Below are 22,983 nucleotides of genomic sequence, written 5' to 3' on the forward strand. Positions count from 1 at the left end.
TGTTGGCGAAAGTACTACCGCCGTCGGTCGAGATGTATAAACCGCTGCCCCACGTCACCGCATAGATCGCACCGCTGCCGGCATATGCTCCGGTAACGTATTTACTGATCAAGTAATTCGTGAAGGTGGCGCCGCCGTCGGTCGAGATGGACAGGCCGTTATAGGTATCGGCGTAGACCGCGCTGCCGCTCACATACACGTCTGTGACATGGTTGCTGCCCAAGCCGTTCGTGGTAGTCCGGTTGGTGAACGTAGCGCCGCCATCGGTCGAGACCGATAGGCCGCCTCCCCAGGTTGCCGCGTAGATCGTGCCGCCGCTGGCATAGACACCCCTCACCCAGTCGTTGCCCAAGCCGCCGGCGGTCGTTCTGTTGGTGAAGCTGCTGCCGCCGTCGGTGGAAATGGACAGGCCGCTCCTCGTCGCGGCATACACCATGCTGCCGCTGGCGTAAACGTCGCTGACCTGGTTGCTGCCCAAGCCGTTGGCGGTAGTTCTACTGACGAAGGTGTTGCCGCCGTCGGTCGAGATCGCCAGGCCGCCGCCATAAGTCGCAGCATAGACCGTACTACCGCTGACATAGACGCCGTAGACATTGTTGTAGCCCAAACCGTTGGCAGTGGTCTTGTTGACGAACGAAGTCGGCGGAATGAGTTCGCAGACCGTTGGGAGCGGCGTGTTCGTCGGCGTCGGGGTGAGGGTCGGTGTGGCCGTCGGCATAGGCGTTGGCGTCGTCGGTGTGTTCGTGACGGTTGGGGTCCCGGTCAGCATGGGCGTTGGCGTCGTCGTCGGCGTGACGGTCGGTGTGAGTTGGCGTCGCCGTCGGTGTGGGCGTGTGAGTCGGCGTGCTCGTCGTTGTGGACATGGGCGTCGGCGTACTCGTCGCTGTAGGCGCGGGGGTATCACACGCGCCAATGGACGCACCGCCATCGGTTGCAGCATAGACTGTAGTGCCACTGGCATAGACGGCATTGACGAAGTTATCACCCAGACCGTTGGCAGTCGTCCTGTTGATGAAAGTGCTGCCACCGTTGGTCGAGATGCTCAAGCCACCAGATGTTGCGGCATAGACAGCATTCCCGCTGGCATAGACCCTGTAAACGATACCACTGCCCAAGCCACTGGCAGTCGTCCTATTGATAAAGGTGTTGCCGCCGTCGGTCGAGATAGACAGGCCGCCATATACCGCAGCATAGACCGTGCTGCCACTGGCATAGACGCCCTGAATCCAGTTGTTGCCCAAACCATTGGCAGTTGTCTTGTTAATGAAACTGTTGCCGTCATCGGTCGAGATGGACAAGCCGCCATAGGTCGCGGCGTAGACCGTGCTGCCGCTGGCGAACACGCCATAGACATTGTTGCTGCCGAGGCCATCGGCCGTGGTCTTGTTGATGAAACTGGCGCCGCCATCGGTCGAGATGGACAAGCCGGCATAGGTCGCGGCGTAGACCGTGCTGCCGTTGGTATGCACGCCATCAACACTGTTGCTGCCGAGGCCGTTGGCCGTAGTCTTGTTGATGAAACTGGCGCCGCCGTCGGTCGAGATGGATAAGCCGCCAGCGGTCGCTCCATAGAGCGTGCCGCCGTTGACATACACGTCAGCGACATAGGTGTGACCGAGGCCGTGAGCCGTACTCCTGTTGACGAAGGTATTGCCGCCGTCGGTAGAAATCGCCAGGCCGCCGCTGGTCCCAGCATAGACTACGCTATCGCTGACGTAGATGCTTTCAACGAATCTGCTGCCGAGGCCATTGGCGGTGGTTTTGTTGATGAACGAAGTGGGCGGATTGAGTTCACAGGCGGATGGCGTCGGCGTGAGGGTCGGCGTCGGCGTCGCCGTAGGAGCAGGTGTGGCGGTGGGCGGTGTGCCGGTGATCGTCGGCGTAGCCGTGAACGTCGCCGTTGCGGTGGCAGTGGCTGTCGGCGTGACGGTCGCCGTCGGCGTCGGGGTGTACGCGGGGTTGCCCTGCGCCAACGCGGTCACCTCGGTCGCGCTCAGCGCTGCGCCGTAGATGCGCGTTTCGTCCACGCTGCCCGCAAAATAGTTATTGGCGGTCGGCGCCAGCCGGCCGATGTTCACCGCGCCGCTGCCGGCAAAGTCCGCGCTGGCCGTGTCGCTGCCGATCAGCGCGCCGTCCTTGTACGCCTTGCGGCTGTTACTCGCCGCGTCATAGGTGCAGGCGTAATGATGCCAGTTCGTATCGGTGGTGGCCGTCGTCGTGTCCAGGTCGTTGGCCCAGAACGCGCAGGTGAAGTTGTCGTTGCTGCGGAAACCCACCTGCAAGGTCTGATTGGCGCTGCCGCTCGTCCCCTGGCTCAGCAGAAACTCCTGCGTGCCCGTGCGGGTACGCTGTGCCCACACGGCCACGGTGAAGGATTGGTTCGCCAGGTTGATCGTCCCGGCCGCCGCCGCGTATTGGCTGCTGCCATTCAACGCCAGCGCGTAGGGGTTGGCGAAGGCCAGGGGCGCACTGCTGCCTGTCCAGCTCGGGCTGTTGTAGAGCGTCAGGTCACGGCCGTTGCCCGATGAATCTGCTACGCTGCTCCCCGTCCCTTCGTCGAACCTCCAGTACGCCAGAAGCGGCGCGTCCAGGACCGCCGGGGTCGGCGTGGCGGTCGGCGGCCCTGGGGTGTGGGTGGCCGTGGGTGTGGGCGTGGGCGTAGGCGCGCTACATGCGCCGATCGCTAACCCGTTCACTGTCGCAACATAGAGCGCGCTGCCGCTGGAATAGACCGCGCGGGTACTGTTGCTGCCCAGGCCGCTGTCCGTGGTTAACATGGTGTAGCTGCCGTTGCTGGCGGCCACAATGAACAAACCATTGCTGGCGGCCGCATAGATCGTGTTACCGCCACCATAGACACCGTTGACATACATAGCCGGTAGCCAGTACGATCCGATATTCACGCCGGCGTCGCTCGTGAAAGAAACATCATAATTGGAGGCCACATAGACCGTGCCATTGTTCCCATGCACATCAGCTACGCCTGACAGGTAGGATACATTATGATAGGAGCTGCCGCCATCAATTGATATGGACAGACCATAATCGGTCGCCGCGTAGATTTCGTTAGCGTCAGCGTAGATATCAGAAATAGAGTTGCCGCCTAATCCGTGATAGGTCGTGTTGTTGAACGTGCTGCCGCCGTTCGTAGAGATGGAAACCCCCGAACCGGTCGCCACATAGATTTTGCCCCCGTCCGCATAAACATCATACACGTAATTGCTGCCCAAGCCGTGGGCGGTCGTCTTGTTGCTGAAGCTCGCGCCGCCATTGGACGAAATGGAAAGCCCGCTAAACGTCGCCGCGTAGACGTTGTTGCCATCCGTATAGACCCCTTTTATAACATTATTGCCCAAGCCGTTAGCTGTGGTGCGATTGCTGAAGGTGGCGCCGCCGTCGGTTGAGAGGGATAGGCCATTGAAGGTTGCCGCATAGATCGTATTGCCGCTGACATAGACATTATTCACTTGGGCGTCGCCCAGGCCGTCGTCGGTCGTCTTGTTGATGAATGAGGCGGGCGGATAGAGGTCGCAGTTGGGTGCCTCAGTCGTGGGCGTGGCCGTCGGGGTGGCGGTGGGTGTGGAGGTTGCGGTGTTGGTTGGCGTCGGGGTTCCTGTAGGTGCAGGCGTGTTGGTGTGCGTCGGGGTCCGCGTCGGCGTTGGAGTGCCGGGCGCCGGTCCGCGCAGTTCGACATCGTCCAGGTAGATGTTGTTGCCGTATTCCGAGAGGCCCTCGATCGCCACCACAACCGCAGCTTGCCCGGCGTACACATTCAAGTTCAGGCTGTGCTGGCTCCAGCCGCTAGACACGCTGTAGCGGGCGATGGTCGCGCCGACGTCGCTGTACGTTCCACCGCCATTGGTCGAGACCTGAATCTGCAGGCGATCAGCGTAATTGTCGTAGCCGGGGTCGTGATACATCCAGAAATAGAGGATGTAGGCGCCAGATACACTCATATCTTGTGTGGGCAAGATGAGTTGCCTTTCGGCGCCGGCCGCACAGTCATAAGAATTGAAGCGCGCTTCGGCCGCGCCGGTGTGAGGCGTCTGGCTGGGATTGCTGCCGGAGGTGACGCGGCTCCACGCGCAGACGCCCGATGAGTCAACGCTCCAGCCGGTGGGGGGGAAGGCGGCGCCCTCGAAGCCCTCGCTGACCAGCGCGTAAGGAGGAGGTACGGGCGTGTTAGTCGGCGTGGGCGTGATCGTGGGCGTGGGTGTCAGCGTGGGCGTCGGGGTGTTGGGCGCAGGCCCGCGCAGTTCGACATCGTCCAGGTAGATGTCGTTGCCGTATTCCGAGAGGCCCTCGATCGCCACCACAACCGCAGCTTGCCCGGCGTACACATTCAAGTTCAGGCTGTGCTGGCTCCAGCCGGTGGACGCGCTGTAGCGGGCGAAGGTCGGGCCGACGTTGCTGTACGTTCCACCGCCATTGGTCGAGACCTGAATCTGCAGGCGATCAGCGTAATTGTCGTAGCCGGGGTCGTGATACATCCAGAAATAGAGGATGTAGGCGCCAGATACACTCATATCTTGTGTGGGCAAGATGAGTTGCCTTTCGGCGCCGGCCGCACAGTCATAAGAATTGAAGCGCGCTTCGGCCGCGCCGGTGTGAGGCGTCTGGTTGGGATTGCTGCCGGACGTGACGCGACTCCACGTGCAGGCGCCCGATGAGTCAACGCTCCAGCCGGTGGGGGGGAAGGCGGCGCCCTCGAAGCCCTCGCTCACCAACGCGTACGGTGGGACTGCCACAGGGGTGTTGGTCGGCGTGGGCGTGGCCGCCTGGCAAGCGCCGACGGACAGCCCTGAAGTGGTTCCGACATAGAGCGCGCTGTCGTGGCCATAGACACCGTAGGTCGAATTGCTCCCCAAGCCGTGGGCGGTGGTCCGGTTGCTGAAATTGCTGCCGCCATCGGTGGAGATGGACAGGCCATTATTTGTCGCCGCAAATAGGACACTGCCGCTGGCGTAGACGCCGGCAACTTCGTTACCCCCCAAGCCATTGGCGGTCGTAGCGGTCACAAAGGAGCTGCCGCCGTTGGTGGAGATGGAGAGACCTGCACTGTAGGTTCCTGCAAGCACCGTGTTGCCATCGGCGTAGACCGACAGGATGTGAAGCTGACCCAGGCCATCGGCCGTGGTCTTGGTGCGAAAGGTGCTGCCGCCATCGGTCGAGATGGACAGGCCGCCGCCCCAGGTCGCCACATAGACCATATTGCCGTCGGCATGCACGTCGCGGAGATAGTTGTTGCCCAGGCCCTCGGCGGTCGTCCGGTTGACAAACGTATTGCCGCCGTCGGTCGAAATGGACAAGCCGCTGACTGTCGCGGCGTAGATGGCGTTGCCGTTGACAAAGAGGCCGTCAATCGTATTGTTTCCCAAACCGTTAGCGGTGGTTCTATTGGTAAAGGTGGCGCCGCCGTCGGTGGAGATGGACAGGCCGCCAAACGTCGCCACATAGACCGTGTTTTCGATGCCGTAGATGCCGTAAGTCTGGTTGTGCCCCAGGCCGTTGGCGGTCGTTTTGTGAGTGAAGGTGCTGCCGCCGTCGGTGGAGAGATAAACCCCGTCGGAGCCGGTCGCCACGTAAACCTTGCTGCCGCTGACAAAAACGCCTTCAGCGAAGGCAGTGCTCAAGAGGCTCGTGAAAGATGATGGGGTATAGGTCTGGCAGGCATCGGCGCGCGCCTGCTCATCGCTGCCGAACCCCCAGGTCGAGGGTAGCGTAACGCCAGTCTTGGAGAGCCGGTTGTAAGGCGCATCCATGAACGTGAGTCCCCCGGTATCCCAAGTAGAGCCGGTCCAGCGCCAGAGTTTCAGAGAGCTTTCGCTGTGTCCATTCAGTTCGCTCAGAGTCTGATAGTCACCATCCATATATTTGAGCGTAATGTTCGCGGTGGGCGAGCAGCCGCTCGCGGTGAGGGAATAGGTTCGCCGGCCGACGCTCTGGCCAGAGTCCCAGTTGCCCAGCACATCCGCCCTGACGTTACAACCCGCGCCGCCGCCGCTGGTAACGGTAACCAGGACAAAATAGTCGAGCAGCGAAAAATTGCCGTCGGCATTTAATTGGGTCTCGTTGCCTTTATGTGCGCCGTAGGTGCGGGCTGAACGATTGCCGTCTGTCGTGAAAAAATAGACCTGGGTTGACATATAGGCAGCCGTGCCGCTGGTCTGCGTGGCGTTGGAAGGCGGCCAGACCGAGTAGGTCTTTTCGTTCGGGTATTCGTCATACGAGGCATAGAGATACAGGCCCACGGAAGCGTTGCGAGACCACAGCCCGATGTTGCTCCACGGAATTTGAAACTCGACGCAATTCATGACGCCGCTGCACGCGCCATTGCCCACCACGGTTGCGCCGGAATTCCAATCGCCGTTCCAGCCACTGCCCGAGCCGCTGGCATCGTACTGCATCCCCGCGACGGTGGCCTGGATGGCATAGTCCGGCTTGCCATCGTCACCGAAGAAGGCGCCGGCAAACGCCGCGGCGCTGCCGCCGGCGCCATCATTGGCGGTGCCGGTGTCATTCGGGTCCGTGTCAATCAGGACATTGTATTTGTCGGCATCGCCTTCGCCGCCTCTAATGCCAACGTACAGGTAATTGTCGTCCCACGTTACGAAATAGGCGACGTTGTTGTTTTCGCCAAGCCGATCGTCTATCTTCCACTCGGTCAGATCGTTCACCATGCCGTCAATGGTGGGTGAAGAATAGGAAGACGCTACAGCCACCGCCGGCAGCGCCAGTCCGCACACCAGGATGAGGGTGCAGATCAGCAGGATAGGCTTGCTCATTTTCATGGGCAGATTGGCCAACGGGGTATAGATTGTTGAAAACTGCATAGATTTGGCGTTCATCTGAATCTCCGATCGTCGCACTCTTCTTCCTGGTCAGCTGCCGTGGCGAAGACAAAATAGTCCGACAGGCAGGCAGCATTGACTCGTTTTCACTTGCTTGCTGGCTGAAAAACATACGGGAGGCATCAAACCAACTGTGGAACATGCAGAGCATCGGTTGCTCCGTGGCTTGACACCAATACTATAAACCAGGACTTTTCGCTTACGTATAGTACCGGCTTCTCACAAAAAACAGAGCCGGTCGTGCGACCGGCTCTGTGGACGACCGCTGATCGCCCCAACTTTGCTACCAAGGATTCGTCGCTAACAGACCACGCTCTCGACGGAATTGACCGCATCCGGTCCGCTGAGCACATCGTACGCGGTGTCGGCGCCGCTGCCGCCCTTGACTGTGTCGAGGGCGCCGTCGCCGCCGCAGCCGCCGCCGGCGTAGAGGATGTCGTTGCCCGCGTCGCCAAACACCTTGTCCGCGCCGGCGCCGCCATCGAGGGTGTCGTTGCCGACCTGTCCAGAGAGGGTGTCGTTGCCATTGCCGCCGTTCATGATGTCATCGTTCGGCCCGCTTTCCGTGCCGCCAACCAGCGTATCATTGCCGTCGCCGCCGTTCATGGTGTCGTTGCCCGCGTTGCCGTAGAGGGCATCGTCCCCGCCATCCCCAGCCAGCAGATCGTTGCCATTGCCGCCGTTGATCGTGTCTGCGCCGTCGCCGCCGGCCAGGGTGTCGCTGCCATTGTTGCCGTTCAAGCGGTTGGCGTTGCCGTCGCCGCTGATGACATCGTCGAAGTTGGAGCCGTTGACATTCTCGATGGTCCCCACCACCAGCACATCGCTGTTGCCAAAGCCGTCGTTGCTTGCCACGCCCGCGCCCAGGTCAAGGGCAATGCCCGCCGACGCCACCTGGTAGCTGGCGGTGTCGTTGCCCGCACCGCCGTCGAGGGTGTCGTTGCCATCGCGGCCAACCAACGTGTCGTTGCCGTCACCGCCGTTCAGGCTATCGTCGCCCTCTGCACCGGCCAGGGTATCATCGCCCACGCCGCCGGTCAGGGTGTCATTGCCGGCGCCGCCGCGCAGCAGGTCGTTGCCCGCCCCGCCTGTCAGTTGATCGTTGCCCACTCCGCCGAACAGCATGGAAGGTCGGGACACAGTCAGTCCAGAGGCATCGTCGCTGTCGTCGCCGCCGTGCGTGCGCACCGACAGGGCCGTCACGTCACTGGTCGCATAGGCATAGCTGCTGCCATTGAACGTCACGTTGATGATCGTCCCATCGCCGCTGATCGTTACGCTGTCGCCGGTCAGGTCTCCGCCATGCACATAGACCGGGGATGCGCCCAGGTGATAGACCCCGTCGAAGACCGCGGTGTGGCCCAGCGAGGAGACCGCCAGCAGATAGTAGTCCCGGTCCGTGTCCACCACCGGCAGCACGATTTCGGTACCGAGGGCGAACTGCTTGCTGCCCACGGTTGCGGCCGGCACGATCGTCACCACCGACGTGCGTTCATCGCCGCTGCTCAGCACGGTATCGTCCGAGACGTAGAAGCTCACGCTGAAGGACTGTCCGGCCGTGGCGGTGGTGTAGGTGATGATGCCGGTGGCGAAGCCGTTGGCCGTGAAGCTCAGCGGCGCGCCTGGTGTGGCCGTGGGGGTAGCCGTCGGCGTGACGGTTGGGGTTGGCGTGATCGTCGGGGTGCGGGTCGGCGTGCCTGTGGCCGTGGGGGTTGCCGTTGGGGTGGCGGTGGGCAACGGCGGGGCGCCGATAGCCGCGAACAGCGAGAGGTGACTGATGGTCACAACCAGGCGATTATTGACAGTGTCACGCTCGATGAGTGTGATGCCGGCGGAAGACCACTGGTTAGCGGCGGTGTCGAAGTAGGAGAGCATCAGGGTGTTCTCATCCAGCCCGACCAGGTCGCTGTCGGCATAATCCAGGGTGACGGTGACCGGCGCCTGGAAGACGAAGCCGGGCTGCAACACGCTGTTGACCGAGGCGTCCAGGGTGAAAGCATGACCGGCAAACTGGAAGCCGACCGGCGCCGATGGCTGAGAGCCGACTTCCTGCATGGTCAGGGTGGTCGTTTGCGTCACCGCGTCGCCGGGAACCTCCACCGTGATCTGCATCCCGGAGGTCGCGGTGTAGGTCAGGGTGGCTGCGACGCCGGCGTCAACCACCACAGTGGCGATGGGGCCGGGCGCGGCGGTCGGCGTAGCTGTGGGCGTTGGCGTGGCTGTGGCGCAGTTGCCAACGGCCAACCCACCGCCATTGGTGGCCGCATAGACGATATCGTTGACGAAGACGCCGCGAACGTCGTTGCTGCCCAGACCGTTGGCGGTGGTGCGGTTGGTGAAAGTCGTCCCGCCGTCGGTTGACGCATAGACGCCGCGACGGGTGGCCGCGTAAACGGCGTTGCCGATAGCCGAGACGCCGCGGACGTCGTTGTTGGTCGAGCCGGAGTTGCCGAGCCGGTTGACAAAAGAGGCGCCGCCGTTGGTTGTGATCGAAAGGCCCGACTGGGTACCCGCATACACCGCGTTGTTGCGCACTGCGGCGGCCAACACCAGGTTGCTGCCCAGGCCGTTAGCGGTGGTGCGGTTGCTGAAGGTCGCTCCGCCATCGGTGGAGATGGAGAGGCCGGCGGTGGTGGCGACGTAGACCGCGCTGCCGTTGACGGCCACGCCGTTGACGTCGTTGCTGCCCAGGCTGTTGGCGGTGGTGCGGTTGCTGAACGCAGCGCCGCCATCGGTGGAGATGGCGAGGCCGCCCGCGGTCGCCGCGTAGACCGTGCTGCCGTTGGCGAACACGCCCTTGACACTGTTGTGGCCGAGACCCGCGACGGTGGTCTTGTTGGTGAAGGTGACGCCGCCGTCGGTCGAGATCGCCAGGCCGCCCAGGGTTGCGGCGTAGACCGTGCTGCCCAGGGCATGGACGCCGCGCACATCATTGTGGCCCAGGCCGTTGGCGGTGGTACGGTTGACGAAAGAAGCGCCGCCGTTGGTGGAGATGGCGAGACCGTTGGCGGTTGCGACATACACCAGGGCGCCATCGGCGTAAGCGCCCCAGGTCTGGTTGCTGCCCAAGCCGTGGGCCGTCGTCCTGCTCGTAAACGTTCCGGGCGGGCTAACCTGACAGACGGGCGGCGTTGACGCGGGCGTTGGGCTAACGGTGGGGGTGGTGGTCGGCGTAGAGGTTGGTGTGGCCGTTGAGGTCACGGTACGGGTGGCCGTCGGTGTTGGCGTTGACACGGGGGTGTTGGTTGGGGTCGCGGTGGGCGGCACGGGCGTGTTGGTTGGGGTGGCGGTGGGCGGCACCGGCGTGGCGGTCGGGGTCGCGGTGGCCGTCGCTGTGTCAGTTAGAGTCGCGGTGGGCGGCACGGGGGTGTCGGTTGGAGTGGCCGTCGGCGGCACAGGCGTGGCGGTCGGGGTGGCCGTCGGCGGCACGGGGGTGTCGGTTGGGGTCGCGGTCGGCGGCACCGGCGTGGCGGTCGGGGTGGCCGTCGGCGGCACCGGCGTGGCGGTCGGGGTGGCGGTTGACGTGGCCGTCGCTGTGTCAGTTGGGGTCGCGGTGGGCGGCACGGGCGTGTCGGTCGGAGTGGCCGTCGGCGGCACCGGCGTGGCGGTCGGGGTGGCCGTCGGCGGCACCGGCGTGTTGGTCGGGGTCGCGGTCGGCGGCACAGGCGTGACGGTTGGGGTCGCGGTCGGCGGCAGCGGGGTGGCGGTCGGGGTCGCGGTGGGCGGCACAGGCGTGGCGGTCGGGGTCGCGGTGGGCGGCAGCGGGGTGACGGTCGGGGTTAGCGTGTCAGTCGGCGCGGCCGTCGGGGTCGCAGTGAACGGAACCGGGGTGCCAGTCGGGGTTGGCGTGTCAGTTGGGGTCGCGGTCGCCGTGACCGTCGGGGTCGCAGTGAACGTAACCGGGGTGCCAGTCGGGGTTGGCGTATCAGTCGGGGGTGCGGTCGCCGTGACCGTCGGGGTGTCAGTCGGGGTTGCAGTCGCCGTGACCGTCGGCGTATCGGTTGGCGTCGGGGTGTCCGTTGGCGTTGCGGTGGCCGGCGCCGGGGTGGCGGTTGCCGTTGGCGTCGGGGTGTTGGTGACCAGCGGGGTGGGCGTGGGTGTGCCGGGCGAGGCGCAGGAGCCATCGGCCAGGGCGATGTCGTAGGGCGTGCCCAGGGTTCCGTTCAGATCGCCCAAATCCACGCCGCCCTGGCCGTTCAGCTCGGCCCGGAGAACGACGTTATTATCATCGGTGATGTACATCTTGTTGGCCGCTACGTCCAGTGCAATGCCGGTCGGATAGCCCAGCAGGCCGCCCAGGTTGCCCAGGTCTTCGGCGCCTGTGCCATCCAGGTTGGCGCGCAGGATGTTGCTGCTGCCGTAGTTGGCAACGTACAGCTTGCCCGCGGCCACGTCGAGGGCGATGTCATACGGGCTGGTCAGATTGCCGCCAAAATTGCCCAGGTCTTCGGGGTTCGAGCCGTCCAGGTTGGCGCGTACGATGTTCGTCCCGTCGTAATTGGCGATATACATCTTGCCCGCGCCCAGATCGAGGGCGACGCCGCGCGGACTGTTCAGCAGCCCGCCCAGGTCGCCCAGGTTGACCGCGGCCGTGCCGTCCAGGTTGGCGCGGACGACGGTGCTGTCGCCGTAGTTGGTCACGACCATCTTGCCCGCGCTCACATCGAGTGCGATGCCGTAGGGTCTGTTCAGGTTGCTGCCCAGGTCGCCCAGGCCGGTCACGCCCGTGCCGTCCAGGTTGGCCCGGCTGACGGTATCGTTGTCGTAGTTGGTCACGTAGAGTTTGCCGCCGGCCACATCCAGGGCGACGCCGTAGTTTTTCGCCAGTGGGCTGCCGAGATCGCCCAGGTCTTCGCCGCCGCTGCCGTCCAGGTTGGCGCGGACGACGGCGTCATAATAATCGGGAACGTACATCTTGCCGTTCGTCACATCCAGGGCGATATCGTAAGGGTAACTGATCAGGCCGTCGAGGTCGCCCAGGTATTCGCCGCCGCTGCCGTCCAGGTTGGCGCGCACGACGTAGCCGTCTTCATCGGTGACGACCATCTTGCCGCCGGCCACGTCCAGGGCAATGCCGGTCGGGTAACTCAGATTGCCGTCCAGGTCGCCCAAATCTTCGGGGCTTGTCCCGTCCAGGTTGGCCCGGATGATGTTGCTGCTGTCGTAGTTGGCGACATAGAGTTTGCCGGCGGCCACGTCCAGGGCGACGTCATAGGGATCGTCCAGGTTGCCGCCGAGGTCGCCCAGGTCTTCGGGATTCGTGCCGTCCAGGTTGGCGCGGATGATGTTGTTGTCGCCGTAGTTGGCGATATACATCTTACCCGCGCTCAAGTCCAGTGCAATCCCTAGCGGAGAGTCGAGCAGCCCGCCCAGATCACCCAGGCTGACGCCGCCCGTGCCGTCGAGGTTGGCGCGAATCACAGTGCTGTCGCCGTAGTTGACCACGACCATCTTGCCCGCGGCCGTATCGAGCGCAATGCCGTAGGGTCCGTCCAGCAGGCCGTTCAGGTCGCCCAGGCTCTCGCCGCCGCTGCCGTCCAGGTTGCCCCGGCTGATGGTGTTACTGTCATAGTTCGTCACGTACATCTTATTAGCTGTGAGATCCAGCGCGATGCCATACGGCTGATCGAGACTGCCGCTCGAACCGCCCAGGTTTTCGGCGCCGGAGACGTCCCAGTTGGCGCGGGCCACGGTGCGGCTGCCGTAGTTGGCGACGTATAGACACATTGCAGATGGGGGTACGGTCGGCGCCAGGGTGGGGGTGACGGTCGGCGTGGGGGTGACGGTCGGCGTGGGGGTGATGGTGGGGGTGGAGGTGGGAACGAACAGGGGGCAGTTGCCCGTATTCAGGGCAATGCGGAAGGCGCCGCTCAACAGGCCGCCGGGATTGCCCATATTCGTGCCGCCCGTACCGTCCAGGTTCGCCCGTGTGACTGTCTCGTTGCCGGCGTTCGTGACATACATTTTGTCGTTGGCCGTGTCCAGGGCAAGGCCGAACGGTTGGTTCAGCGTGCCGCCCAGGTTGCCCAGGCTGACCCCGCCCGTGCCGTCCAGGTTGGCCCGGCTGATCGTGTTGTTGAAAGTGTTGGTGACGTACATCTTGCCAGCGGCGATATCGAGGGCAATGCCCGACGGTTGAGACAGCGTCCCGTTGAGGTCGCCCAGGTTGACTGCGCCTGTGCCGTCCAGGTTGGCCTGGATGATGACGTAGTTGCCAGCATTGGTGATGTACATCTTGCCGGCGGCCACGTCCAGCGCAATGCCACGCGGCCAGTTCACGAGGCCGCCGAGGTCGCCCAGGTTCTCCGCATTGGTCCCGTCCAGGTTCATGCGCACAATACGGCTGCTTACATAATTGACGATGTACGCTTTCCCGCCCGCGGTATCCACCGCTACATCGTAGTCGGAGTCGAGGAACGAAACCACTCCGAGGCTAACGCCGCCCGTCCCGTCGAGATTGCCCTGGATAATTTTCTGGTAGTAGGATGTACTCGAGACATACATCTTTCCATTCGTCGCGTCCAGGCCAATGCCCGCGGGCCGCCACAACAAACCGCCGAAACCGCCCAGGTTGACGGGATCAGAGCCGTCCGAACTGACGCGGACGATGATGCTGTTGCTGTTGTCGGTGATGTATAGACAGGCCGCGGGGGCGGAGGCGGTGGGGCCTGCCGTCGGCGTGGCGGTCGGCGTGATCGTCGGCGTATGCGAGGGGGTGGGGGTGGGGACGAACGGCGGGCAATCGCCCGAGGCCAGCGCGATGCCAACCGGGTTGTTCAACAGGCCGCCGGGGTTGCTCAGGCTGACGACGCCCGTGCCGTCCAGATGCGCCCGGCTGACGATGTCGTCACTGGCGTCCACAACGTACATCTTGCTGCTCGCCACATCCAGCGCAATGCCGCGCGGGTAACTCAGCGAGCCGCCGAGATCGCCCAGGCTGACACCGCCCGTGCCGTCCAGGTTGGCACGAAGGATGGCGTCCATGTTCGCAATGTACATCTTGCCGCCGGCCACATCCAGCGCGATGCCCCACGGTGCGAATACCATGCCGCCGAGGGTACCCAGATTTTCGGGATTCGTACCGTCCAGGTTGGCCCGGCTGACGGTGAAATAGTTGGTGATATACATCTTGCCGGCCGCGACATCTAGCGCGATGCCGCGCGGGTCGTACAACAGGCCGCCGAGGTTGCCCAGGCTGACGCCGCCCGTGCCGTCCAGGTTGGCGCGGCTGACAGTGTTGTTGCCCGTGTTCACGATGTACATCTTGCCACCCGTCGTGTCCAGCGCAATACCTGACGAAGAGTTCAGCGTGCCGCTGAGATTGCCTAGATTCTCTCTGCCCGTGCCGTCCAGATTGGCGCGGGTGACGGTGTTGCTGCTTGTATTGGCGATATACATCTTGCCGGCCGCCGTGTCCAGCGCGATGCCTAACCCGCCGCCGAGATTGCCCAAATTAACGCCGCCCGCGCCCTCCGAGTTGGCCCGGATCAGGTAGGAGTTGGCATTGTTCGTGAGATACATGCACATGGCGGTGGCCGCCAAAGTAGCCGTCGGCGTCGGGGTGTGGGTCGGGGTGACGGTCGGCGTCGGCGTTGGCGTATGGGTCGGGGTTTGGGTAATGGTTGGGGTCTGCGTAGTAGTCGGCGAGGAGGTTGGTGTGGTGATGTGTGTCGGATTGCCTTCGGCAAGCGCTTGAACCTGATCTGGCGTCAAAACGTCGTTGTAAATGCGCGTCTCATCCATGCTGCCCGCGAGTGATCCAAAGCCTAGCGGCCGCTGTCCGATGTACACAACGCCGCCGCCGGCGAAGTCCGCGGTGGCAGTATCGCTCCCCACCAGCACGCCATCCTTATATGCTTTGCGGCTGTTGCTGGCCGCGTCATAGGTGCAGACGTAGTGGTGCCAGTCAGTGTCGGCCGTGGCCGTCGTTGTGTTCAGATCATTGGCATAAAATGCGCAGGTGAAGTAATTTGAGGAGCGGAAGCCAATGTGAAGCGCTTGATTGGCGCTGTGGCTGGTCCCCTGGCTGAAAAAGTATTCGCCTGTATCCGTGCGAGCACGTTTCACCCACATGGCCACGCTAAAGGATCGGTTGGCCAGGTCAATCGTTCCCGCCGCAGCCCCGTATTGGGAAGAACCATCGAACGTGAGCGCGTAGGGATTGGCAAACGCGACGGGCGCGCTGTCGCTTGTCCACGCCGGGCTGTCATACAAGGTCAGCGTATGCGCGTTGCCCGCATCATCCGCCACACTGCTTCCCGCGCCTTCGTCAAATCTCCAATACGCCAGCAAAGAGCCGAAAACAGCCGGCGTGGGGGTGTGAGTAGATATCAGTGTGGCGGTTGGCGTTGGGGTGATGGTCGGTGTCGGCGTATCGGTCGGCGTTGGGGTGATGGTCGGCGTTGGCGTGATGGTCGGCGTTGGGGTATCGGTTGGCGTCGGGGTGTTGGTCGGCGTTGGCGTATCGGTTGGCGTTGGCGTGGACGTCGGCGTTGGCGTGGGCGCCACGTAGCCAAATACATACGCCGAACCTGCATCATCCAAAAGACCATAGGTCTGCCAGGGCGCTCCCACCACCACGGTGTTTCCGCTGACCGCAACGGAATGGCCAAAATAGTCTTCGTTGAACCAGGCCGAAGGGAGAAATTTCGATGTCTGGGTCAGATCGCCCGACCACCCGCCGCCGGGTTTCAGGTATTCATACGCTGAGCCAGCGTCGAACGCGCCGCGCTCGTTGTCCCAGGGTGCTCCCACAATCACGATGTCTCCGCTGACAGCTACTGACATACCGAAGTAGTCACTCGTCGCTCTATCGGAGGCGGTGAGCCGGGCTGCCTCGGTCATGTCTGACCATCCGCCGCCGGGCTTGACAAAAACGTAGGCCGCGCCCGCGTCGGTCACACCGCCAGGATTGGCTGCATAGGCCCCAACGACGGCCACATCCCCGCTGATGGCGACGGCGTAGCCAAAATAGTCATTTGCCGCCCTGTCGGAGGCGGTCAAGATGGCAGCCTGGGTCAGAGTTCCCAGCCACCCGCCGCCCGGTTTCTCGAACACGTACGCCGCGCCGGCATTGCTTGTGCCGCCAGGATCCGCGAGACGCGCCCCTGCGACCACCGCGTCACCACTGATGGCAACCGAGTTGCCGAGTTGGTCATTTATCGCCTTGTTGGATGCGGTCAGCTTGGCAGACTCGGTCAGACTCCCCGACCATCCGATGCCAGGCCTGGTGAACACATACGCGGCGCCCGCGTCTGATACGCCGCCGGGAGCAGCGTAGAGCGCCCCCACCACCAACGTGTCTCCGCTGATGGCAACGGAGTAACCGAAGAAGTCGTCGGTCACTTTGTCCGATGCAGTCAGCTTGGCGGACTCAGTCAGGGTTCCCGTCCAGATGCCGGGTTTCACGAACACGTAGGCTGCGCCGGCCTCGTCTGCGCCGTCGGGGTCAGCATAAGGCGCCCCTACGACCACCACATCCCCACTGATGCCGACGGAATAGCCGAACTGGTCGCTCCATGCCTTGTCCGAGGCAGTGAGTTTGGCCGTGTGGGTCATATCAGCCCAGCCGCCGCCCGGCTTCTCGAACACATAGGCCGCGCCCGCGTCGCCCACGCTGCCAGGATCGGCCTGGAACGCCCCCACAACCACGACATCGCCGCTGATGGCGACAGACCAACCGAACAGATCGTAACTCTGCCTATCGCTCGCGATCAATCTGCCTTGCTCGACGAAGGGGTCTACGGTGATGGGATACTGCGCGCCCGCGACGGACACGCGGATGTGGACCTCACCCCCGGCCCCTCTCCTGGCTGGAGAGGGGAGGTAGACCTCACCCCCGGCCCCTCTCCTGGCTGGAGAGGGGAGGCGGACCTCACCCCCGGCCCCTCTCCTGGCTGGAGAGGGGAGTTCGAGCCACGCGGTCAGTTCACGCCCCGCGGCATCGAAGGCGGTCAGGCCGCTGTAGCGCAGCGTCGTTCCTTCAGCGCCAGATAGGGTCAAACCGCGCTTGTCTGCGCTGAGCTGCGCCTGCAGCCATGGGTCGAGCGCAAGCGCCAGGGTGAGGGTGTCGGGCGGCGCCTGGAGGGCGGGAGGCGGAGCGTGGATGGTGAACCCCTGCTGCACGCCCTGCGGGCCGTTGACATACCACTCGGTGAGCGCGCCGCGCGCGTACTCCACGCGGTTCTCCGTGGCGCGCGGCGCAACGCGGGCAGCGGCTTGCAGTTGATTGCCAAAGCCCCAGGCGCGCAGCAGCAGATTCCAGGCCAACTCCCTGGTGCGCACCGTCGCCGCGTCCGCGGAGAAGACGGCATCGAGCTTTTGGGCTGGGTTGGTGAGCGTCAGACTGCCGTCGTCTCGCACTGCCGTGTGATACGTCGCCCGGTCGCGGCCAATGGCGGCCGAGATGGCAGCCTGCGCCGGCGTGGGTAAATCTGCCAGGGTTTGCACCGTGGCAGGCTGGCCGGCGGTGTCTGCCTGGCCTGGCCGGCCGGGCAGACCAGTGAACGTCACCGCAGGCAGCGCCAGCCCGCCCAGCAGGAGCAAGATGAAGATCAGCAGCAGAGGCGTGCGCATTTTCTGGGAGAGACGGGCCAACGGGGCATTACGACCTGAAACAAGCATAAATCCAGCGCTCATCTAAGCCTCCAATCGTCGTATCACTGCACCTTGCGCCCACAGGCGCTCGCATAACCGATCGCAAATGGGGCGTGGGACGCCCCGCTCCTTGTCACCAGGTCACCTTCTTCAGCCAGGTTGCCTTGTCCGGTTGGCGCTCACTGACCTGGATGCCGAAATCATCGGGGCAGATCTGGAAATCTCCCCTGCCGTTGGCAACTCAGATGGCAAAGAAGTCTTGCATGGACGTGATTTTGACTTGGTCATTCGGGCGAGCTGAGGATGCGACCCCCCCCGCGCCTGGTGAGGATCAGCGCTGCGGCAGTTTGGCGTGAGCATGATATACCAGGACAGTGTGCTTGCGAATAGTACGAGTGTCTTACAAATTCACACTGTTCGTTTTCATGTCCGTGTTGAGCCGTGTACCAATTCTAAAGGTACACGGATTGGCACAGATGGACACAGATATTCTTTATTTTCTGTCCGTGTGAATCGGTGTTGATCCGTGTACCAATAATCTGGCGCGGTGATGCGCCTACTGCGCCAAGAGCCTCCACAGCCAGGCGAGCAGGCGCTGACCCGGGGAGCCAGGGCTGACCGTGAAGACATCCACCCCCAGCGCGGTGGGCGCTTGCCAGGTGGCCGACAGCGGGCCGTGACGCTCATGGGTGCCGCTGAACTCCACCACGTCGAGCCAGTAGTAGTAGGTGACGCCCATCACCAGGTTGTCCTGATCGAGCCAGGCGTAGCTGAAACCCTGGCTGCTGCCCGGCGCCTGCGAGGGAATGAGTGCGGCGTTGAGGCGCTGCGTGGGCGCGTTCGGCGTCTCCCCGCGCCACAGGTCGAAGCCCAGGTTTCCCAGTTCACTGGTAGTTTCCCAGGCCACGAGGATGCCTTGCTCCTGCACCTGAACGGTGAAATCGGCCAGCCCCGCAGCCAGGGGCGTGAAACCATACGCGGCAAAATAGTCAGCATCTGTGATGGCGATCCCGCCGTTGTTCGCATTCGTAAAGTCCCCGCCCACGTACAGGTCCTCGCTGCCAGGTGCAAGGGCATAGACGCCGTAATTGAGCGACCCGTTGCTCGCGCCGTTCGAACCCAGCGCCGACCAGTTCGTCCCGTCCCATTTGGCGACGTAATCGGCGGCGGGGAGCGAGGTTTCGTTGCTCACATTCGTAAAGGCGCCGCCCACATAGACATCCGTCCCGCTGACCAAGATGGCGAGAACGCTGCCGTTAAGCGAGCCGTTGCCAGCGATGCCCGAGCCGAGCGCGGACCAGGCGCTGCCGTTCCATTTGGCGACGTAATCGGCTTCGGGAAGGGAGGTCCCGCCATTGTTGACATTCGTAAAGCCGCCGCCCACGTACATATTCGTCCCGCTGATGGCGATGGCGTTGACTCGTCCGCTGAGCGAGCCGTTGCCAGCGCTGCCCGAGCCGAGCGCGGACCAGTTACTGCCGTCCCATTTGGCGATGTAATCGGCTTCGGGGAGGGGGGTCCCGTCGTTATTCACATCCGTAAAGGTGCCGCCCACATAGACATCCGTCCCGCTGATGGTGATAGCATTGACTTGTCCGCTGAGCGAGCCGCCGCTCGCGCCGTTCGAACCGAGCGCGGACCAGGCGCTGCCGTTCCATTTGGCGATGTAATCGGCTTCGGGGAGGGAGATCCCGCCGTTGGTTATATTGAAAAAGCCGCCGCCCACGTAAACATCCGTCCCGCTGATGGCGATGGTATAGACGGCGCCGGTGAGCGAGCCGCCGCTCGCGCCGTTCGAGCCGAGCGCAGACCAGGCGCTGCCGTTCCATTTGGCGATGTAATCGGCTTCGGGGAGCGAGGTCCCGGCGTTGTTCACATCCGCGAACGTACCGCCCACATAGACATCCGTCCCGCTGATGGCGATGGCGTAGACGGTGCCGTTGATTGAGCCGTTGCCAGCGCTGCCCGAGCCGAGCGCAGACCAGTTACTGCCGTCCCATTTGGCGATGTAATCGGCGGCGGTAAGCACTGTCCCGTTGTTCGAGACATTCGTAAAGGAGCCGCCTACATACACATTCGTTCCGCTGACCGCGATGGCTCTGGCTGTACCGTTGAACGAACCCTCCACGACGCCGTTCGAGCCGAGCGCGGACCAGGCGCTGCCATTCCATTTGCCGATATAGTCGGCTGCCGGCGCACTCCCGCCATTACTGAAACCGCCGCCCACATAGACATCCGTCCCGCTGACGACGATGGCGAAGACGCCGCTGTTGAGCGAGCCGTCGCCCGCGCCGTTCGAGCCGAGGCTGGACCAGTTCGTCCCATCCCATTTGGCGACGTAATCGGCTTCGGGGAGCGAGGTCGCGTTGTTGTTCACATTATAGAAATTGCCACCCACATAGACGTCCGTCCCGCTGATGGCGATGGCGCTGACGACGCCGTTGATTGAGCCGTTGCCAGCGCTGCCCGTGCCGAGCGCGGACCAGGCGCTGCCGTTCCATTTGGCGACGTAATCGGCGGCGGGGAGCGAGGTCCCGTTGTTGTTCACATTCAGAAAACTGCCGCCCACATAGACATCCGTCCCGCTGATGGCGATGACATTGACTGATCCGCTGAGCGAGCCGTTGCCCGCGCCGTTCGAGCCGAGCGCGGACCAGTTGCTGCCGTCCCATTTGGCGACGTAATCGGCGGCGTTGAGCGAGGTCCCGTTGTTGCCCACATTCAGAAAGAAGCCGCCCACATAGACATCCGTCCCGCTGATGGCGATGGCATTGACTTGTGAGTTGAGCGAGCCGTCGCTCCAGCCGTTCGAGCCGAGCGCGGACCAGGCACTGCCGTTCCATTTGGCGACGTAATCGGCGGTGGGGAGCGGGGCCCCGTTGTTGTTCACGTTCGTAAAGTTGCCGCCCACATAGACATCTGTCCCGCTGGTAGCGATGGTTTTGACGCCGCTATTGAGCGAGCCGTTGCTCGCGCCGTTCGAGCCGAGCGCGGACCAGGCACTGCCATCCCATTTGGCGACGTAATCGGCTTCGGGGAGCGAGGTCCCGGCGTTGTTCACATTCGTAAAGAAGCCGCCCACATAGACATCCGTCTCGCTGATGGCGATGGCATTGACGGCGCCACCTAGCGAACCGTTGCCAGCACTGCCCGAGCCGAGCGCGGACCAGTTGCTGCCGTTCCATTTGGCGACGTAATCGGCGGCGGTGAGCGAGGTTCCGGCGTTGTTCACATTCAGAAAACTGCCGCCCACATACACATCCGTCCCGCTGATGGCGATGGCATAGACGGGGCCGACGAGCGAACCGTTGTTCATGCCGCTCGTGCCGACCTTGCCCCACTCGCCGGCCGGCGCCAGGGCAGGGGCAAAGACCGGCCCGCGCTGCGGGTCCAGCGACACGTTCCACCCGCTCAGGTTGATTGCGCCGCTGGCTGCGCCGTCCAATCTCAGCGTGCCGTCGGGGTTGAGCAGCGAGGCCGCGGGAATGGCGGCCGGTTGGGCCTGGGACAGCGCGGCGGCGGGCGCGGCGCCAAGCACAATCGCCAGCAGCAGCGCAGTGTGCAGTACGATCTGCGTGGTGCGCCGGGCCGTGTGAGATGCGGGCGCGGTGTATCGAAGAAGACGTGCAGGGGATGCGACGAGTGAATGCGTAGTAGACATGGTGATGTACTCCTTTCCCGAACCTGGCGGACTGTCAGACTGCTCATGAGACATGCAGGAGATCGGTTGCAGAAGTTTCGTGAATGACTGCCGGAACATGATAAACCAGCATTACTCGTTTACGAATAGTACCCTCGGTTTTCCGGCGCGAGATGATTGGTATTCTGCAGCGGCAGATTGGAGCGGTGGAAAAGGACAGAGCCGGCCACATGGCCGGCTCTGATCCTATGAAATGCATCGAGCGAAAATGTTTTTGGCTAACTAAGGGTTCAGGTGAATTTCCACTGATCGCAAGAATTCAGAAAACGACATCTCATGGCACGTAACATGCTGATCCGGATCGGCGAAAGGATGATAATGCCAACCCGTCTTGGCGTTATCGGCGCCGTAAATTCGTCGTCCGTCTCGAACCAATGCGAACGCAGTTTTGTCAGTCGCCAGGTTATAGAAGACATTGATGAAAGTATCAGATTGGGCAAGGTGAACCCGAACATGCAAGACATCAACATCCAATATGCGTTCTTCGAGGCGGTCTACCAGCGAAGAATCATAGCAGACACGGCGTAATTCGTGGAGAAGTTGGATCGTCGTCATGGCAGCCATGCAAAACTTCGCGTAAGTCGGTTTCGCCGCGTGACCAGCCCTTCCCACATGAGATAATCGTTCTCTGCCTCGAATGTGTAGTACTCCGGGCGATCTTCGCTTTCCCACAGACGGCGGTAAGTCTCGAAGGACATGCCGTACTTGGCTTCGAACTGGCGCAACCCGGTTTCGAGTTCCATGAGCTTTTGGCGAGCAAAATCCCGAATCACCCTGGTCAAGGCGGTGTCTACCCTCGCTTCACCTGTCAGTTCGACAAGCGCCTGAGCCGTTTCTTTGGGAAGCATTACTGTTGTATCGAACATCTGGCTACTCCTGAGAAGGCTGATTTGGACATTACAAAGGCAGCCCAAATTATAACATACATTCCCTCACGGCGGTAGTGCAGCTCACCTCAACCCCCGGCCCCTTCTCCTCTCCGCGCAGCGGAGAGGAGAAGGGGGGAAGAGGGTGAGCGTGTTTCAGGTTTAGCAGACCACGCTTTCCACGGTGTTGATGGCGTCGGGGTCGCTGAGGACGTCGTAGGCGGTGTCGGTTCCGCTGCCGCCCTTGACCGTGTCGAGGGCGCCGTCGCCGCCGCAGCCGCCGCCGGCGTAGAGGGTGTCGTTGCCCGCGTCGCCGAGCAGTGTGTCCGCGCCGGTTCCGCCATTCAGGGTGTCGTTGCCGGCGTCGCCGCTGAGCTTGTCGCTGCCCGCGCCGCCGTTGATTGTATCGTTGCCGGTCTGGCTGTAGAGGAAGTCATCGCCCGCGTCGCCGTTGAGGATGTCATCGTTGGCGCCGCTCTCGGTGCCGCCGTAGAGCGTGTCGTTGTCATCGCCGCCGTTCATGGTGTCGTTGCCGGCCTTGCCGTAGAGGGTGTCGTTGCCCGCGTCACCGTTGAGCAGGTCATTGCCATTGCCGCCGTTGATCGTGTCCGCACCTGCGCCGCCGTTGATCGTGTCGTTGCCATCGCCGCCGTTGAGGGTATTGGCGTTGTCGTCGCCGATGATGACGTCGTCGAAGCTGGAGCCGCTGACAATCTCGATGGTGTTGAGCGCCAGGGTGTCGCTGCTGCCGTTGCCGTCGTTGCTGGCAACGCCGACGGCCAGGTTGAGGGCGATGGGGCCTGTGGTGGCCTGGTAGTTGGCGGTGTCGCTGTCGGCGCCGCCGTCGAGCGCATCGCTGCCTTCACGGCCGAACAGGGTGTCGTCGCCGGCGCCGCCGAAGAGGGCATCGTTGCCTTCGGCGCCGTTGAGGGAGTCGCTGCCGGGGCCGCCGCTGAGGGAGTCGTCGCCG

6 protein-coding genes and 1 pseudogene are annotated in these 22,983 nt (G+C 63.1%); all 7 read right to left on the minus strand.

Annotated features, from left to right (window positions below; translation table 11 throughout):
* Positions 1-566 precede the first annotated feature (566 nt).
* Positions 567-6,848, minus strand: coding sequence for a hypothetical protein (locus tag IPM84_05225; GenBank protein MBK9092169.1), 6,282 nt, complete (start codon positions 6,846-6,848; stop codon positions 567-569).
* 303 nt (positions 6,849-7,151) lie between these two features.
* Complete coding sequence (locus tag IPM84_05230; protein ID MBK9092170.1) at positions 7,152-17,489, minus strand: hypothetical protein; 10,338 nt, start codon at positions 17,487-17,489, stop codon at positions 7,152-7,154.
* A gap of 514 nt (positions 17,490-18,003) precedes the next feature.
* On the minus strand, positions 18,004-21,108 hold the full coding sequence (locus IPM84_05235) for a hypothetical protein (protein ID MBK9092171.1): 3,105 nt from the start codon (positions 21,106-21,108) through the stop codon (positions 18,004-18,006).
* Between the two features lie 261 nt (positions 21,109-21,369).
* A complete protein-coding gene (locus tag IPM84_05240) occupies positions 21,370-21,711 on the minus strand; it encodes a hypothetical protein (protein ID MBK9092172.1) in 342 nt (113 codons plus the stop codon).
* Positions 21,699-22,013 carry a hypothetical protein gene (locus tag IPM84_05245; protein MBK9092173.1) on the minus strand — a complete coding sequence of 105 codons (315 nt, stop codon included), beginning with the start codon at positions 22,011-22,013 and terminating at the stop codon, positions 21,699-21,701. The genes IPM84_05240 and IPM84_05245 overlap by 13 nt, the downstream gene beginning before the upstream one ends.
* Before the next feature lie 162 nt (positions 22,014-22,175).
* Positions 22,176-22,535 carry a hypothetical protein gene (locus IPM84_05250; GenBank protein MBK9092174.1) on the minus strand — a complete coding sequence of 120 codons (360 nt, stop codon included), beginning with the start codon at positions 22,533-22,535 and terminating at the stop codon, positions 22,176-22,178.
* A gap of 300 nt (positions 22,536-22,835) precedes the next feature.
* Positions 22,836-22,982, minus strand: a pseudogene (locus tag IPM84_05255) (hypothetical protein).
* Position 22,983 lies beyond the last annotated feature (1 nt).

The sequence above is a fragment of the Candidatus Amarolinea dominans genome, from assembly GCA_016719785.1.
Classification (GTDB): domain Bacteria; phylum Chloroflexota; class Anaerolineae; order SSC4; family Amarolineaceae; genus Amarolinea; species Amarolinea dominans.